12 protein-coding genes and 1 pseudogene are annotated in these 14,793 nt (G+C 43.8%); 5 read left to right on the top strand and 8 right to left on the bottom strand.

Annotated features, from left to right (window positions below; genetic code table 11):
* Positions 1-76: 76 nt before the first annotated feature.
* From KDW99_RS06280 to KDW99_RS06290, 3 genes are all read right to left on the bottom strand, one after another.
* On the bottom strand, positions 77-604 hold the full coding sequence (locus KDW99_RS06280) for a hypothetical protein (RefSeq protein WP_114411665.1): 528 nt from the start codon (positions 602-604) through the stop codon (positions 77-79).
* 100 nt (positions 605-704) lie between these two features.
* Positions 705-2,471, bottom strand: coding sequence for a sodium:solute symporter family protein (locus KDW99_RS06285; protein ID WP_114411666.1), 1,767 nt, complete (start codon positions 2,469-2,471; stop codon positions 705-707).
* A gap of 5 nt (positions 2,472-2,476) precedes the next feature.
* On the bottom strand, positions 2,477-2,737 hold the full coding sequence (locus tag KDW99_RS06290) for a DUF4212 domain-containing protein (RefSeq protein ID WP_114411667.1): 261 nt from the start codon (positions 2,735-2,737) through the stop codon (positions 2,477-2,479).
* Between the two features lie 155 nt (positions 2,738-2,892).
* Between KDW99_RS06290 and KDW99_RS06295 the strand changes: the two are divergent.
* The 3 genes and pseudogenes from KDW99_RS06295 to KDW99_RS06305 all read left to right on the top strand — a co-directional run.
* Positions 2,893-3,084, top strand: a pseudogene (locus KDW99_RS06295) (DUF6500 family protein); the annotation flags it as partial.
* Positions 3,085-3,090: 6 nt separating this feature from the next.
* On the top strand, positions 3,091-3,543 hold the full coding sequence (locus tag KDW99_RS06300) for a VOC family protein (RefSeq protein ID WP_255829264.1): 453 nt from the start codon (positions 3,091-3,093) through the stop codon (positions 3,541-3,543).
* Positions 3,544-3,667: 124 nt separating this feature from the next.
* Complete coding sequence (locus tag KDW99_RS06305) at positions 3,668-4,135, top strand: MOSC domain-containing protein (RefSeq protein ID WP_255828442.1); 468 nt, start codon at positions 3,668-3,670, stop codon at positions 4,133-4,135.
* 59 nt (positions 4,136-4,194) lie between these two features.
* Here KDW99_RS06305 and KDW99_RS06310 read toward each other — a convergent pair whose 3' ends face one another.
* Both KDW99_RS06310 and KDW99_RS06315 read right to left on the bottom strand, forming a co-directional pair.
* Positions 4,195-5,970 carry an aminotransferase class V-fold PLP-dependent enzyme gene (locus tag KDW99_RS06310; protein WP_255828443.1) on the bottom strand — a complete coding sequence of 592 codons (1,776 nt, stop codon included), beginning with the start codon at positions 5,968-5,970 and terminating at the stop codon, positions 4,195-4,197.
* On the bottom strand, positions 5,931-6,401 hold the full coding sequence (locus KDW99_RS06315; protein ID WP_255828444.1) for an Lrp/AsnC family transcriptional regulator: 471 nt from the start codon (positions 6,399-6,401) through the stop codon (positions 5,931-5,933). Before KDW99_RS06315 ends, KDW99_RS06310 begins: the two co-directional genes overlap by 40 nt.
* A 285-nt stretch (positions 6,402-6,686) precedes the next feature.
* On the opposite strand from KDW99_RS06315, the gene KDW99_RS06320 reads away from it, so the two are divergent.
* Both KDW99_RS06320 and zigA read left to right on the top strand, forming a co-directional pair.
* The gene (locus tag KDW99_RS06320) at positions 6,687-7,547 is read left to right on the top strand and encodes a delta-class carbonic anhydrase (protein ID WP_255828445.1); all 861 of its coding nucleotides are present in this window, start codon (positions 6,687-6,689) and stop codon (positions 7,545-7,547) included.
* Positions 7,548-7,731: 184 nt separating this feature from the next.
* Positions 7,732-8,943: a zinc metallochaperone GTPase ZigA gene (zigA, locus tag KDW99_RS06325; RefSeq protein ID WP_255828446.1), complete on the top strand. Its 1,212-nt coding sequence runs from the start codon at positions 7,732-7,734 to the stop codon at positions 8,941-8,943.
* 63 nt (positions 8,944-9,006) lie between these two features.
* On the opposite strand, the gene KDW99_RS06330 is transcribed toward zigA, so the two are convergent.
* Genes KDW99_RS06330 through KDW99_RS06340 form a run of 3 tightly spaced genes read right to left on the bottom strand, consistent with a single transcriptional unit; the run spans position 9,007 to position 14,746 of the window.
* A complete protein-coding gene (locus KDW99_RS06330) occupies positions 9,007-12,204 on the bottom strand; it encodes an efflux RND transporter permease subunit (RefSeq protein ID WP_255828447.1) in 3,198 nt (1,065 codons plus the stop codon).
* On the bottom strand, positions 12,204-13,370 hold the full coding sequence (locus KDW99_RS06335) for an efflux RND transporter periplasmic adaptor subunit (protein ID WP_255828448.1): 1,167 nt from the start codon (positions 13,368-13,370) through the stop codon (positions 12,204-12,206). Before KDW99_RS06335 ends, KDW99_RS06330 begins: the two co-directional genes overlap by 1 nt.
* Positions 13,367-14,746: a TolC family protein gene (locus tag KDW99_RS06340; protein WP_255828449.1), complete on the bottom strand. Its 1,380-nt coding sequence runs from the start codon at positions 14,744-14,746 to the stop codon at positions 13,367-13,369. The genes KDW99_RS06335 and KDW99_RS06340 overlap by 4 nt, the downstream gene beginning before the upstream one ends.
* Between the last annotated feature and the right edge of the window lie 47 nt (positions 14,747-14,793).

The raw sequence follows: 14,793 nt of genomic DNA on the forward strand, positions 1-14,793 counted from the left end.
CTATTGGGTAAATCGATATTATGAGACGTTATCGTGTTTTATGCTAATGAGGAAAACTTAGGTTAAAGAGACTTTTTTAGGCTTGATCACTGCAAACCGCTTTTAGTAATAAATCATCGCTTTCAAGTGGATACCACGTTGAAGTGGATTGGCTTTTTGAGCTTGATGACGCACTAAATGATTGAGTAAAGTCGGTTCTGGCACCTTGAACACAATCGACTATTTGTGGAACGCGTTTCGCCATGTGGCGACGTTCAAAAAAGTATAGGTCGACGAGAACAAGATTCGGATCAATTTTATTTTTTGCAGAGTTCTCTACGTCAGCAGCAATAAAACGAAGAGTTTGTGGAAATACGTAGCTCCAAGGACGCCATGGGGCTTCTTCTTGAACGGTTTTTACAACGACAACACCCTCTGGTAACAGGCTAGTTTGGTGATCGTACCAGTCGTATTCGCCTTGGATTTGAAAACCAAGCATGGCAACACCTGCAAACACAGGAACCAACCATTTCGGAGCGGTTTGTTTGGTTATCTTCCTTAACAAAAGGGCAATACCTGCGCCGCCAATACCGGCAAAAACAGTAGCTATGAGTTCCCAAAACATAAGTGCTCTCTTTTTTGATTTTGTATGGATTCTTATTATAGGGAAAGTGGGCCTCACAAAGAAGTGAGGCCCACTTGATAGGGAGTGCTTTTGTTAAACCTTAGTGGTCAACTGCACCGCCAGCACCTTGAGGGTAACGAACGCTTTCAACAAGGTCTTGAATTTCTTTTGGTGGCGGAGGTGTCATTGAAGACACAGTGAATGCAACCACAAAGTTAATGACCGCACCAATAGCACCAAATGACAATGGTGAAATACCGAACAACCAATTATCTGGCGTGTTGGCAAAAGACGCCGTACCTGGAATGAAGAACCAGCCAAGGAATAGGAAGATATAAACCAAGGTAGCAATCAAGCCAGCTAGCATACCTGCAACCGCACCAGTGCTGTTTACTCGTTTAGAGAATATACCCATCATCAAAGCAGGGAAGATAGAGGCTGCGGCAATACCGAATGCCAATGCTACTACCTGCGCGGCGAATCCGGGTGGATTCATACCGAGATAGGTGGCGACTATGATGGCGACAAACATCGATATCCTAGCAACCAGTAGTTCCCCCTTATCGCTTATGTCTGGATTTATGGAGCCTTTTATTAAGTCATGACTCACCGCGGACGAAATGGCTAAGAGCAAACCAGCTGCCGTTGAAAGGGCTGCTGCTAGACCACCTGCAGCGATCAAACCAATTACCCAACCTGGAAGGTTCGCAATTTCTGGGTTTGCCAATACAAGAATGTCTCGGTTAACCACAAGCTCATTGCCTTCCCAACCACGTGCTGTCGCTTCTTCTTGGAATGCAGGCACATCGTTGTAGAATTGAACTCGACCGTCACCGTTTTTATCTTCAAACTTAATTAAACCTGTTGTTTCCCAAGTTTGTACCCAATCAGGACGCTCTGCGTACTCGATAGGGGCTTCTGTTGGGCCAGAAGGATAGATAGTGGTCAATAGATTCAAGCGAGCCATAGACGCAACAGCTGGTGCTGTTAGGTATAACAAAGCAATGAATACTAGTGCCCAACCAGCAGACCAACGAGCGTCAGCTACTTTAGGAACGGTGAAGAAACGAATGATAACGTGTGGTAGACCTGCGGTACCTATCATCAATGACAGTGTGAACAGAACCATGTTTAGTTTGTTATCTACGTCCGCAGTGTAATCTTGGAAGCCCAGTTCTCGCACTACTTCATCCAGTTTTTGCAACAATGGTATACCAGATTCTGTATGGTTAGAGAAAAGGCCGATAGCAGGAATAAACGTATCAGTCAGCTGTAAGGAGATGAAAACAGCTGGGATAGTGTAGGCTATGATCAATACAACATACTGTGCAACTTGAGTGTAAGTGATACCTTTCATACCACCTAATACCGCATAGAAGAATACAACAATCGCAGCGATGATAAGGCCAGTGTTGTTATCGACTTCTAAGAAGCGAGAGAAAGCGACACCCGCACCAGTCATTTGACCGATAACGTAAGTAACAGAAGCAATGATCAAACAAGCCACGGCAACCAAACGAGCGGTGCTGCTGTAGAAACGATCACCAATGAAATCTGGCACGGTAAATTTACCGAACTTACGTAAGTAAGGTGCTAGAAGCATAGCAAGCAATACGTAACCACCAGTCCAACCCATTAAATAGGTTGAGTTAGCGTAACCACCAGCCGCGATCAAGCCCGCCATAGAAATGAAGGACGCTGCTGACATCCAGTCTGCTGCTGTTGCCATACCGTTTAGTACGGGATGAACACCACCACCGGCTACATAGAATTCTTTTGTTGAACCAGCGCGAGCCCAGAAGGCAATACCGAAGTAAAGCGCAAAGGAACCACCGACGAAAAGTAAATTGATAGTAAACTGATCCATGCGACTTACTCCTGAAGGCCAAATTCTTCATCAAGCTTGTTCATTTTCCACGCGTAGTGGAAGGTCAAAGCGATGAATACAAGAATGGAACCTTGCTGAGCGAACCAGAAGCCTAAATCAGCACCTCCGATCATAATGCCTGAGAGCATGGGACGAAGTAGGATAGCGCAGCCATAAGAGGCTAGCGCCCAAACCACCAAGCTGCCTAGTATCAGCCTTAGGTTTGCTTGCCAGTATTTTTCTGCATTAATATTATGATCTGACATGGTAGATCTCCTTATAATTATTTTTATACGCCCTGTTAATTTAGCAGGCAGTCGATAGATAAGAAGTCAGACTTTAGTCGCATAGTGTATTTTTCAATCGATATATGTTGATGCGTGATACTTGCAAGATTTCTTTCTAAAAGGGATTAAGAGACGTGAATACTAAGATTAAACAAAAGATTCTTTCGGTTTGTGCTGAGAAAATCAAACAAAAAGGCGATGGTGTTCAGGTGTCTTTTTATGCGTTTTTTGCGAATAAAAACGATGATCCCATTACCTTGATGACCGTTGCGCGCTGGTGGATCGAAGAACAGCAATTGAATCACTTTGAAAAAGCCACCAAAATTTACGCCATGGTGGCATCTCTCGATGATTGCTCGGCTATTCAATTGCCAGCGTTACAACAAGATAAAGGGCTCAATCATCTGACCTTGAGTGTGTCTAATCTTGATGTATCCATTGAGTTTTATTGTGACCTGTTAGGGTTTCAAGGCGAGGTGTGTTGGAATACTGGTGCTTATTTGTCCTACGGGAATTGTTGGCTTTGTTTATCTTTAGGTAAAGCAAAACCCAGTCAGGATTACACACATTTTGCGTTTACTTATGATTCAGCAGTCATGCTTAGTGTTAAACAAAAAGAGGCGTTTAAGGCTGTGAGACAGTGGCAATCAAACAGTAGCGAAGGCGATTCCTTGTATATTGAAGACCCAGACGGTCATAAATTAGAATTGCATTCTGGTTCTCTTGCTTCGCGTCTGGATTCATTAAAAGTCAAACCTTATGATGGATTGGAGTGGCTCAATTAAATCTATAGCACATAGCCTCATTCAAGAAGAGTAACCTTCTTAATAACCGATCTTTTGGGGAAGGTTTTTAATCATTGTGTATGTCATAATCGACCAGTGACAGACATGTCTTAGGAGACAAAGGGTGATTCAAGCAATTTTCGTGTCGAAAAAATCGAAACAATCACAGATAGGGATTGATGCCGTCAAAGTGGATGCTGGTAAAGGCATAGTTGGCGACCGATACTACGGTAAGAAAGGCACTGATGGTCCAAATATTACTTTTGTCGAAAGTGAAGAAATAGCTGCCTTTAATGCTAACTTCGCACAAAATATTGGCCTTTCAGCGACCAGAAGAAACATAGTGACCCAAGGTGTACGACTGAATCAGTTAGTTGGGCAAGAATTCTCTATTGGTGATGTGCGCTTTTATGGTGTCGAACTGTGTGAACCTTGTGGCTCGTTAGGCAAATCCCTTGCCAACGATTCTATATCATCACCGCAAGTGGTTAGAGCTTGGCTACATCGTGGTGGTTTAAGAGCTAATGTTTTAAGTACTGGAATATTAAGAACAGGCATGCAATTTAATTTGATCCAGAAAAGCACTAAATAGGAAAATGCTAAATAGTCCTTTATCTGGATCTTTTTATATCTATATCTAGTCCGTACTAGTTAGACAAAATCCTCAGCCAACACGAAGCGTTTAATATCACTAAACTCTTTATTAAAAGGCTGTGGTTGCTTGGTGTATTTTCCAGCCATGCAGTCTTTGACTATCTCTTTTGCTTTCGTTAAATAAGTAGCTCTATCTTCAGTTGAACTTGTGTTGTGTTCTGCTGTTGGTTGTTGCACTTTTGTTTGCGAGAACAATAACTCGTTAAGGGACTTAGGCGTGTTGGATTGTCCTTGGAAGCGCCATAAATCCGTAGTTTGATCATAAGCGTAGTAAGGCAACAGCGTGGTGCCGTGTTTGGCGACAAAGTTGATAGCGTCCAAAATAAACATCGCTTCTGCATCGTCTAAGAAATAATTCAAATTGAAGCGAACCCAACCCGGTTTTACGAGTTTTTCACCTTGTCTCAATGCTAATTGAATGCGCTCAGATTCCCTCTTGTTTATGCTCAAAAGCTGGTGGCCATAAGGTCCAGCACAGGAACAACCGCCGCGAACTTGAATGCCAAATAGGTCATTTAATAGGGCTGTGACAAAGCCATGATGTAAATAACCCAGTTCGGTTTTGATACGAAATGCGGTGATCGATAAGCGTTCTGCTTCTGCGTGACCAAGGCGTTCGATACTTGGATGTTGGTGCCAATGCTTATCGATTAGTTGCACGAGTTCGTGTTCACGCGCTTCGATGATTTTTTCGCCAACCGCTTGTTTGAGTTGGAAAACTAATCCAGCACGAATCGATTCTATGATGCTTGGCGTGCCGCCTTCTTCTCTGCGCTCGCCAACAGGCAAGAATGTATGATCTTCCGGTGTCACAAAAGACACTGTGCCACCGCCTATATGGCTCGGTGTTTGATTGGTGATGATGGCCTTTTTAACGACTAGAACGCCTGGTGTGCCAGGGCCGCCGATAAATTTGTGAGTAGAGAAAAATATCGCATCCTTGGCAAGAGCGGGGTCTGAGTTTGGGTTCATATCCAATCTGACGTAAGGCGCAGCGGCCGCAAAATCCCAAAAAGCCAGCGCGCTATAACGATGCAACAAGGTTGTGATGGCATCTTGATCGCATAAAGTACCAGTTACGTTAGAAGCAGCACTGAAGCTACCAATCAGACGTTTACCTTGATTCGCCTGTAATTGATTTTCTAGGGTGACCAAGCATACGCCGCCGTCTTTTGATTCAGGAATTCTAATCACTTCAATACCTAATTCGCGCCAAGGCAGTTCGTTGGAGTGATGTTCGTAAGGCCCAATGAAGACCGTCGTTTGGGCTTTTTCTTCGGTATTAAGTTGGCGTAAGCCTAATTGGCTAATTAAGGTGTTAATCGCACTGGTGGCACCGCTGCCGCAGAATATCACCAAGTCGTCTATTGATGCGTTAACGGCTTCTCGGATTTGCTGGCGGGCTTGTTCACGAAATGCAGTAGTTTGTTGGCCGGTGGCGTTGGCTTCTGTATGTGTGTTGGCGTAAAGCGGCAACACATGATTGCGAATGGCTTCTTCGATAAAATCGAGACTGCGACCCGATGCTGTGTAGTCTGCGTAGGTGAGTGTTCTTTTGCCAAATGGTGTGTCTATTTGCGTGTCCCTGCCTATGACGCCTTCGCGAATGCGGGCAAGTAGAAGCTCTGCATCAGTCCGTTCTTTAGTCTTTGGTATTACGCTTCTTTCTGCGGCAGCAATAGGCATGGGTGTTTCCTTATTTTGGCTTGCCGCATTAATCAATCTACTGCCATTTACTCCGTTGGGTTGGGCAAGGGCAACTGCGTTGTCCACTTGATCTGTTCCATGGCGAAGTTAGAAGTGACGTCTGTTAATGCGGTGGCACTAATTAATCGTTTATAAAATTTGTCATACGCTGGAATGTCTTTCACCAGCACTCGTAATAAGTAATCGTATTCTCCCGCCATGCGGTAAAACTCAACTACCTCAGGAAATTCTGCCACGACGCGGGCAAATTCTTCAGCCCAACTTGCATCGTGTTGGTTGGTTTTCACTTGTACAAAAACGGATACGCCAAGGCCAAGTTTGTCTGCGTCTAACAGCGCGACACGGCGTTTGATAAAACCGGCGTTTTCTAGCTTTTGAACGCGTCGCCAGCAAGGGGTTTTGGATAAGCTAACTTGCTGAGCCATAGACTCTGTGGAAATACTATCATCACTTTGAATTAAGGCAAGCAGTTGCAAATCTATGTCATCTAAGTGCATTTTGTTCTCTTTTTTATTTAATTTTTAGAAATATATTTCTTATTGTCGTGTTTTTTCTTGTTATTCGCAATCTCATCCTTTTGTCGTGTTGGATAGTGGAATTTCGTTTTTTATTTGGTGCGAAAAAATATCGTATAAATTCGAATTATTTAAGGAGAAAGTAAATTAAGGCGGTGTTAAGTGCAAAAAATTAGCAATGAAAGGCTTGGATTGAATGTTCTCTGGGCTTTGTAGTCTCAACGCTGCGTTAAAAATGTATTAGGGATTTTCTATTTAAGGATATTTATGAAAGCGGTTAATGTTGTTCGCGGTATCGGTCTAACTTTAGTTTCAGGTGCTGTCTTTGCAGCGAATAAAGGTGCAGTGCCAGATGGCTTTATTTTGAAGCAGCGCCAAGCACTACAAGAAAGCACAATAGGACGAGATGTTGGGCCACAATCTCCAAGGGATATAGATAAGCTTTTCGGGCGCAATCTTCAAACTTTCGCGCAAGCACCAGCATCGAACAAGATGAACCTATGCAATATTCATTTTCACAAAAATGCTGAACACAAGGGCGGAGATTTTACTCAGTATGCTGGTAATGGTGACGGCCTAGGGTTTCAAACGGGTTATCTTTATTCTGGTCAGCTTACTCTGGAAGAGCTGAAGCCAGTTAAGGGTGGTGCTATCTGCAAAGGCAAACATAGTGAGCTTTACCCTGGTGATACTATTGAGGCGCACTATGTGTATTCCAGTGCTAAGGTTGAACCTGGGCCGACTTTAGCTGCTTGTGTCGTCAAGGGTGAAGCTATGCCTCAGTTGCGAGTAGAAGCTCAAGTGTACGTTGTGGTCAATGATGATCAGGCACTGAAATTTAATGCTTTGACAGCCCACGATGTTCGAAATAGTTTGTATCAAGCAACTGGGGTTCCCAATAATACTGGTGACCCTGTCACTTATGCAGGGTCAACGACAGGTCCTAGTTACAATACAAAAGCCTCACCCTTTCAAGTTACATGGAATGTTCGGCCCAAAGTAGCTAAGGTTGATATTCAATCTGTAGGAGACTGGTGCGATAGTCAAAATGTCTACCAAGAAGATCACGCACACGGTGTGAGAAATTTAATAACCAACCCTGATTTACTTTCAAATACAGCTGATTGAACGGCTTATTGTCTATTCCTGTGTATCGCTCGGATCCTCTATGTAAGCCCTCTAATGGAGGGCTGTTTTAAGTCTATTTCTTAGTTCATTATTTTATTGTGAATGTTCCATTAAAAATGCATCTATCTCAATCTACTGAAATGTTATATCATAACATTTCAGTAGATTCTTGTGGGAGAGATTCATGGATAGTATGCAGAGTAAATTGCTGGTGACGGTGTTATCTGGTTTTTTAGGTGCAGGAAAGACGACGGTATTAAGCCATATACTAAATAATCGCGATGGTTTAAGAGTCGCGGTGATTGTGAATGATATGAGTGAAATCAACATTGATGCGGCGACGATTAAACAAGAAGTGTCGTTGAACCGTAGTGAAGAAAAGTTAGTAGAAATGAGCAATGGCTGCATCTGTTGTACGCTCCGAGAAGACTTATTAATAGAGGTTCGAAAGCTTGCCGAGGCCAATAGCTTTGATTACTTAGTGATTGAATCAACCGGTATTTCTGAACCTTTACCTGTTGCAGAAACCTTTACTTTTGCGGATGAGGATGGCGTGAGTTTATCGGATATTTCACGTCTTGATACCATGGTTACGGTTGTTGATGCGGTAAATTTCATGAAGGATTATGAAGCGGCTACCTCATTGCAGGAAACGGGTGAGTCGCTTGGTGAGGAAGATGAACGTAGCGTGGCGGATTTGTTGATTGATCAAGTCGAGTTTGCCGACATTATTTTGATCAGTAAAACCGACTTAGTGAGCGAAGCAGAATTGCGACAATTAGAATCCATCCTGCGTAGTTTCAATACAGAAGCGGAAATCATCCCCATTCATCAAGGCAAAATAGAGCCTAAGCGCTTGCTAGGCACAGGTAAATTTAGCTTTGAAAAGGCACAGCAAGCAGCTGGCTGGCTAAAAGAAATGCGTGGTGAGCATGTACCCGAAACAGAAGAGTATGGCATTGGCAGTTTTTCCTATTTGGCTCGACGACCTTTTCATCCCCAGCGATTTTTTGACTTTCTTCATGGAACAGAAGCTTATGGAAAGCTGTTGCGTTCGAAAGGATTCTTTTGGTTAGCAACTCGCCCCGAGTTTGCTGGGCAATGGAGTCAGGCGGGTGGTATTGCACATTATGGTTTTGCAGGCATGTTTTGGAAGGCGGTTCCCAAAGACAAATGGCCACAAGATCCAGAATACCTTGAATCGATAGCCAATCAATGGGTTGAACCCTTTGGTGATATGCGTCAGGAACTGGTTTTTATAGGTCAGAACCTAAATAAAGAGGCGGTCATTGAAGCCTTAGATAGCTGCTTGCTAAGCGAACAAGAACTACTGGCAGGAAAAAATGCATGGTCTACTCTACCAGATCCATTTCCTGAGTGGGATGAAGTTGCTTAGGACCGTATTTCATTAATAAACGCAAAGACTCCCTATCTTAATAAGACAGGGAGTCTTTTTTTACTATTCTTTGTTTTCGCTAATCGGCTCTAACACTTCTACAGTCTTATTTTTTAATCGATCAATGAGCAGATGAATATCTTCTTTGATCATCAATAAAACAGGGATCAAAATTAGTGTAATAACGGTGGCGAACATAATGCCGTAACCAAGTGAAACCGCTGCTGGAATCAATGCTTGAGCTTGCCTTGAGGTTTCCCACAAAATTGGAATGAGTCCCGCAAAAGTGGTGAAAGACGTTAGCAAAACCGCGCGTAAACGGCTTTGGCAAGCTTGGCGAATAGCTTGTTTTACATGCACTGTGTCTTTGCGAATGTCGTTGAATCGTGAAACCAGCAACAAACTGTCGTTTACCACCACGCCACTCAGAGCCAAGATGCCATTGAGCGAGAAAATGCTTAAGGCGAGATCATTTATCCAGTGGCCTAAAAGAGCACCAATGATGCCAAATGGAATCGCCATCATGATAATGATTGGCTGGCTGTAAGATTTTAACGGAATGGCTAGCAAGGCATAAATGATCAGTAGTGCCAGCATAAACATTTTAGCCAAAGACGATTCTGTTTCTTCTTGTTCTTGAGCCTCGCCTGAAAAATTAAAATTCACACTGGAAAATTGCTTTTGCAAATTAGGCATGATGGCGCTTTGCAGATAGTCGACCACTTCTGTAGAGGACATGACGTCTTTGTCTACTTCGGCTGAAAGATAATAAGAGCGCTTACCATCAATACGGATAATGTCGGTCTGAACTTCTGTTTTCGTTAAGCGTGCCACGGTCGAAAGTGGAATTCTTGAACCATTTTCGAGAGCGATTTTGGTGTCCATCACCGCCGCGGGAGATTCTTGTTGATCTTTAGGGAAGCCTAAACGAACTTCAATCTCGTCGTTATCTCGTTGGTATTTTTGCACCACGGTGCCATCGAAATTTTGTGCCACTTGGCTGGCGAGATCCTTGGTGTCGAGCCCCAATAAACGCCCTTGTTCTGTTAGATCAAGCGCTAAACGGGCTTCAGGAGGAGTATCAAACTTTTCCACACCGGTTACGGCTGGTACAGCGTTTAATTTTTCAATCAAGGTTTCTATTGCGCCGTCTAGTGCACTGGAATTACTACTGGTTAGCTCTACATACAGAGCATCTACCGTGTCTTGACCATAGCGAATACGTAAGCTTTTTACGCCTTCGACTTGTGCTGAAATGTCCTGCCATTTACTGGTGAATTGTCTTGAATTGTAATAAGGCGAACCACTGACCAGTTCGACGCGAAAGTTACCGGCTTGATCGCCATTTGACGCTGTTTGTATATGTTTGATACCTGTTGCTTGCGGTGATGTATCAGCGGGGATTTTGCCTTTTTTCTTCGCTTCTTGAATGAGTTCTTTATCGGCTTGATAGGCTTTTTGTTCGATAATCAAGAGCGCCTTTTGCGTTTCTCCGTAGCTGCTATCACTCTGCATAGTTAAAGTGGTACGTACTGAATCTCCCGGAATACGAGGGAAGAAACTCATGCGAATGTCGCCCGTAAATGGCATCGACATAACCAAAGCAAATAAGGTAACGAAAGCAACACACATTGCGTAGCGTTGCTGTAATGCAAAGTCTATGGCTGGTCGGTAGAGTTTGTCGCTGAAAAACTGTAAGCCTTTATCCGCGCCACCTTGAATGATTGCCCAAAAAGAAGACAAGATATTATTTGGCTTGGATTTTCGAGTATTTAGGTGAGACAAGTGCGCCGGTAAAATGATTTTCGACTCGATCACAGAGAGTACCAAGCAGATGGCTACAACGATGGCGAATTGGGAATAAATCTGTCCGAGTCGTCCATCGATATTGGACAAAGCCCAGAATGCCGCCACAGTAGTAAACACACCAAATAACGTTGGCACAGCCACTTCCATGGTGCCTTTAATGGTATTGCCTAATGTGTCTCCATCTCTGGCTCGGGTGGCATAAATACTTTCTCCAACCACCACAGCGTCATCGACCACAATTCCTAACGCAAGGATAAAGCCGAAAGTAGTGATCATGTTCAAAGTGAGGTCAATGCTGCTGGTTCCCATGGCAAAAATAGTGCCGAAAAAAATGAAAGGCAAGCCCATGGCGACCCAGAATGCCACAGTGATATTGAGGAAAATCGCCAGTAATACAAATACCAATAACACGCCAGTCAGGGCATTTTTGATCATCAAGTCTAAACGTTGGTTGATAGATTCACTGCGATCATTCCAAGTAGTGAGTTGCACTTGAGACGGCAAACGGTCGCTTTGTTTCCATTTATCCACCACTTTTTTGGTGGCTTCCACTGTATTGATGATGTCGTCGTTACCCGTGGTATTGACACGAATCGACAGGCTGTCTTTTTGATTAAAACGCGACAACACAAACTCATCATCGTCAAAAGTGTCTCTAATGGCCGCGATATCACCCAGTTTGATATTACCGCCCGTGGCGTTGGTCTTGATGATGATATTGCTAAATTGCTGTTTGAAATAGGCTTGTTCTGCGGCGCTGATTTTCAAGTAAACATCTTTGTTACTTAACGCTGCGACTCGCGATGTTGCTGATTCGGCCGTTATCGCAGCGCTTAGATTCGACAAGGTCAAGCCGTAAGCTTCGAGTTTGTTTTTGTCGACGTCAATTAACATGATGGGATTTAACGTGCCAGAAATACCCACAGAGTTAATTTGCTCATCGGAAAGCAAGTCGGTTTTTAGCTCATCTGCCAGCTTTTGTAGGGTGCGTCTGTCTGCATCACCATAAAGTTGAATAATAATAGCCAGCTCGGAACGTGTGTCCTTGGTGATTACGGCTCGGTCTGCCTCACTCGGAAAGGAATTGATCTCGCCGACTTTGTCTTTGATGTCCGAAAACACATTGTCAAGATCGTAACCGTCTTTGACTTCAATGCTGACTTTTGCACCGCTCGCTGAAGACGTCGACATGATGTTCTTGATGCCTTCTACGCCTTGCAGTTTTTGTTCGATGGGAATGGCAATGCCTTCTTCGCTTTCTTTGGCCGAACCACTGTCGTAGCTGACATTAATGTCTATGCCGTTGGGAGGAAGTGTCGGAAAGCTTTTTTTATTTAGTGATCCCATGTTGATAACACCGAGGGAAATAACAAGCAGCATTAATAGGTTGGCGGCTACAGGGTTGCCTGCAAACCACGGAATAATACCTTTTGGTTGATCTGGTGGATTCATTATTGAGACTGCTCTGACGGATTAACAAGAGTGTTTTTTAAATAGCTACTAAATGGCTTTTTAATGACTTGATAGGCTCGGTTTCTAAGAGTTTCAGGCACCAAAATGTAGATGGATTGGGAATCAACGAAAAACGGCGTGGTATCAAAAGCATCAAGGCGTTTTTCGTCATTCACGTACCAAATTTCACTTTTCTGACTTAAGGCTGTGCTTGGCAGTTTCCATAAATTATCAATGGCTTTGCCTTCTAATTGTGTGGTGACAAATGATCCGGGGAAGAGCGGTGGTGTTTGATCCAGTGGTGAATCAACACCGACAATTAAACTGCGCATTCTGGTGGTGGTATCAATGTGTTGATCTATACCGATGACGCGGCCTTGCCATTGGTCATTGGAATCTATGCTATGGATAATCACGGAGGTGCGACGGTTAAGTAGCGTTTTCATGTCAGGCAACTTTTGCCAATCGGTACTGGCAAGATTAATGGTGATTTCGGCTCGGTCTGTGCTGTATAAAGTAGCCACTTCGCCGCCTGAGCTTAAGTAAGAGCCGGGTGAAATACTGCGACTGATTACTAGTGCATCAAATGGGGCGACGATTTCAGTATGTTTTAGATTGTCTTGGGCTTCCAATAATGCGGCTTTTGCTGAGTCTACTTCCGCTTTCGCGCTGGCCAGTTGAGGAACTCGTAATACCAGATCAGAATCTGGATCGCCTTTAAACCCTGCGGCTTTCCATTCAGCTCGGGCTTGATCGCCTTGGCGCATTTCTTCTTTTAGTGCTAGCTCAGCACTGGCTAAGTTTTTCCTGGCATTGGCGACCGCGCTGTTGAGCTCTTTGTTGTTTAAACTGACGAGTCGGTCGCCTTTTTTTACACGTTGTCCTGCTTCTAATTGATCTGATACTTTGATCACTTCGCCACTGACTTTGCTGTTCAGAGTTAATTTGTATCTTGGGTTGGCAATGCCAGAAGCCTGGATAGTGGCTTTATGGCTGGAGGCGATAACCGAAATAACGCTCACGTCTAGAGCTTCTTCTTTCTTCTCAGGCAGCGGTCGACCAATGTCATACGCTTTTTTGTTTAGGGCGTTGTCTATATAAAAATAAGCAGCGACTGCGACAAGCAAAGAGAGGATAAGTAGTATCCATTGTGAAGAGGTTTTCATTGTTGCTGGACTCCAAGGCCTAACGCCACGCCTAAAGTGATTCGATTCGATAAGTGATTGTAAATTAGCCCATCAAGTTGGGCTTCTAGGTCAAAAGTGGTTTTTTGTGCGGCAATTAAATCACTGAGTTGCACCAGTCCGCTGCGATATTTTTTTTCATACTGGGCAAGGTTACTGCGAGAGCTGGCAAGCGCTTCTCTGATATGGCTGACTTGTTGCTGTAAGACTTTTTCTTGTCCTATGGCGTTTTCCACTTCATTGACCGCGGTTAGTAAAGTATTGCGATAAGCTTGATAAGCTTTGGCTGTATTCAGCTTAGCAACTTCTCTGGCGGCCTTGAGTTTACCGCCTTGGTAAAGCGGCTGAGTTAACTGTGCCACTAATGACCAAACTGGCGAAGTAAATAATGCCATGCGAGGTGAGTCTGCTGATTGGCTTAAAGCCGCGCTCAAGCTGATTGATGGCAGCATGTTTTTATAAGCCACTGTGGTATTTAGGTCCGCAGCTTCAATATTTAGATAAGCTGATTTTAAATCAGGTCTGCGTTGTAGGCTTTGGTTTGGCAATTCGTCAAGGGTTAGGCTGACTTTCGGGTAATCTGTGTTAGGTGATAGGTTTAATGGTTCTGCGGTGCCGAGTAGGAGCTGCAACTCACGTTTGTTGACTTCGAAGTCTTCTTTGAATTGCGCAAGATTGGCTCTTGATTGCGAGGTAGAAGTTCGTGCTTCATCCATTTTTTCAAGGTTGTCTAGCCCGTTTTTAAAACGTTTTATGATGCGTTTTTCATTGGCTTCTAGTAGCGCAAGCCTTTGTTGCTCGATATTAATGGCGTGTTGCTTGGCGGTTAATGATAACCAGGCTTTCATCACGTTTGCCACTAGAGTGTCTCGGCTAGCTTGATAAAGTGCTTCGTCGCTGGCTAAGGTTTTGCTGGCGGCTTGTTCTGTATTGGCTAGTGTCCCCCAAACATCCAATTGCCAACTAACACTGATATCGGCACTGTAATTTGTATCTGATTCTTTGGCTTTTTTCGAAGAGACGCTGGCATCCACTGTGGGAAGTTGGTTACCTTGGGTGCTTTTTAGTTCCCATAAGCTAGATTGTAGAGTGAGTAGGGTACTTTGTAAGTTTGGGTTCGCTGTAAGGGCTTGTTGGATTAATTCATCTAATACTGGATCTTGAATCAGATCGGTTAAATGGCTGGCAGGCGCTACAGTGTCTAACGTATCCCATTGCGATACTTTTTCACTACTGACTTTATTTAGTTCTTGTTTTGCAAGATTGGCAAAATTTTTGCGGCTTTCTGTCGCGCTACATGCAGCGAGGCTCAGGCAAAGAAAGAAGAGCCCTAAGTATCGTAAAGGCCTGTTTTGCATTCATTTAATCCTAATGGGTGTCTATCTATTAAGGCCATCGTGGCCTT

The sequence above is a fragment of the Marinomonas rhizomae genome (genome assembly GCF_024397855.1).
GTDB classification, from domain to species: Bacteria; Pseudomonadota; Gammaproteobacteria; order Pseudomonadales; family Marinomonadaceae; genus Marinomonas; species Marinomonas rhizomae_A.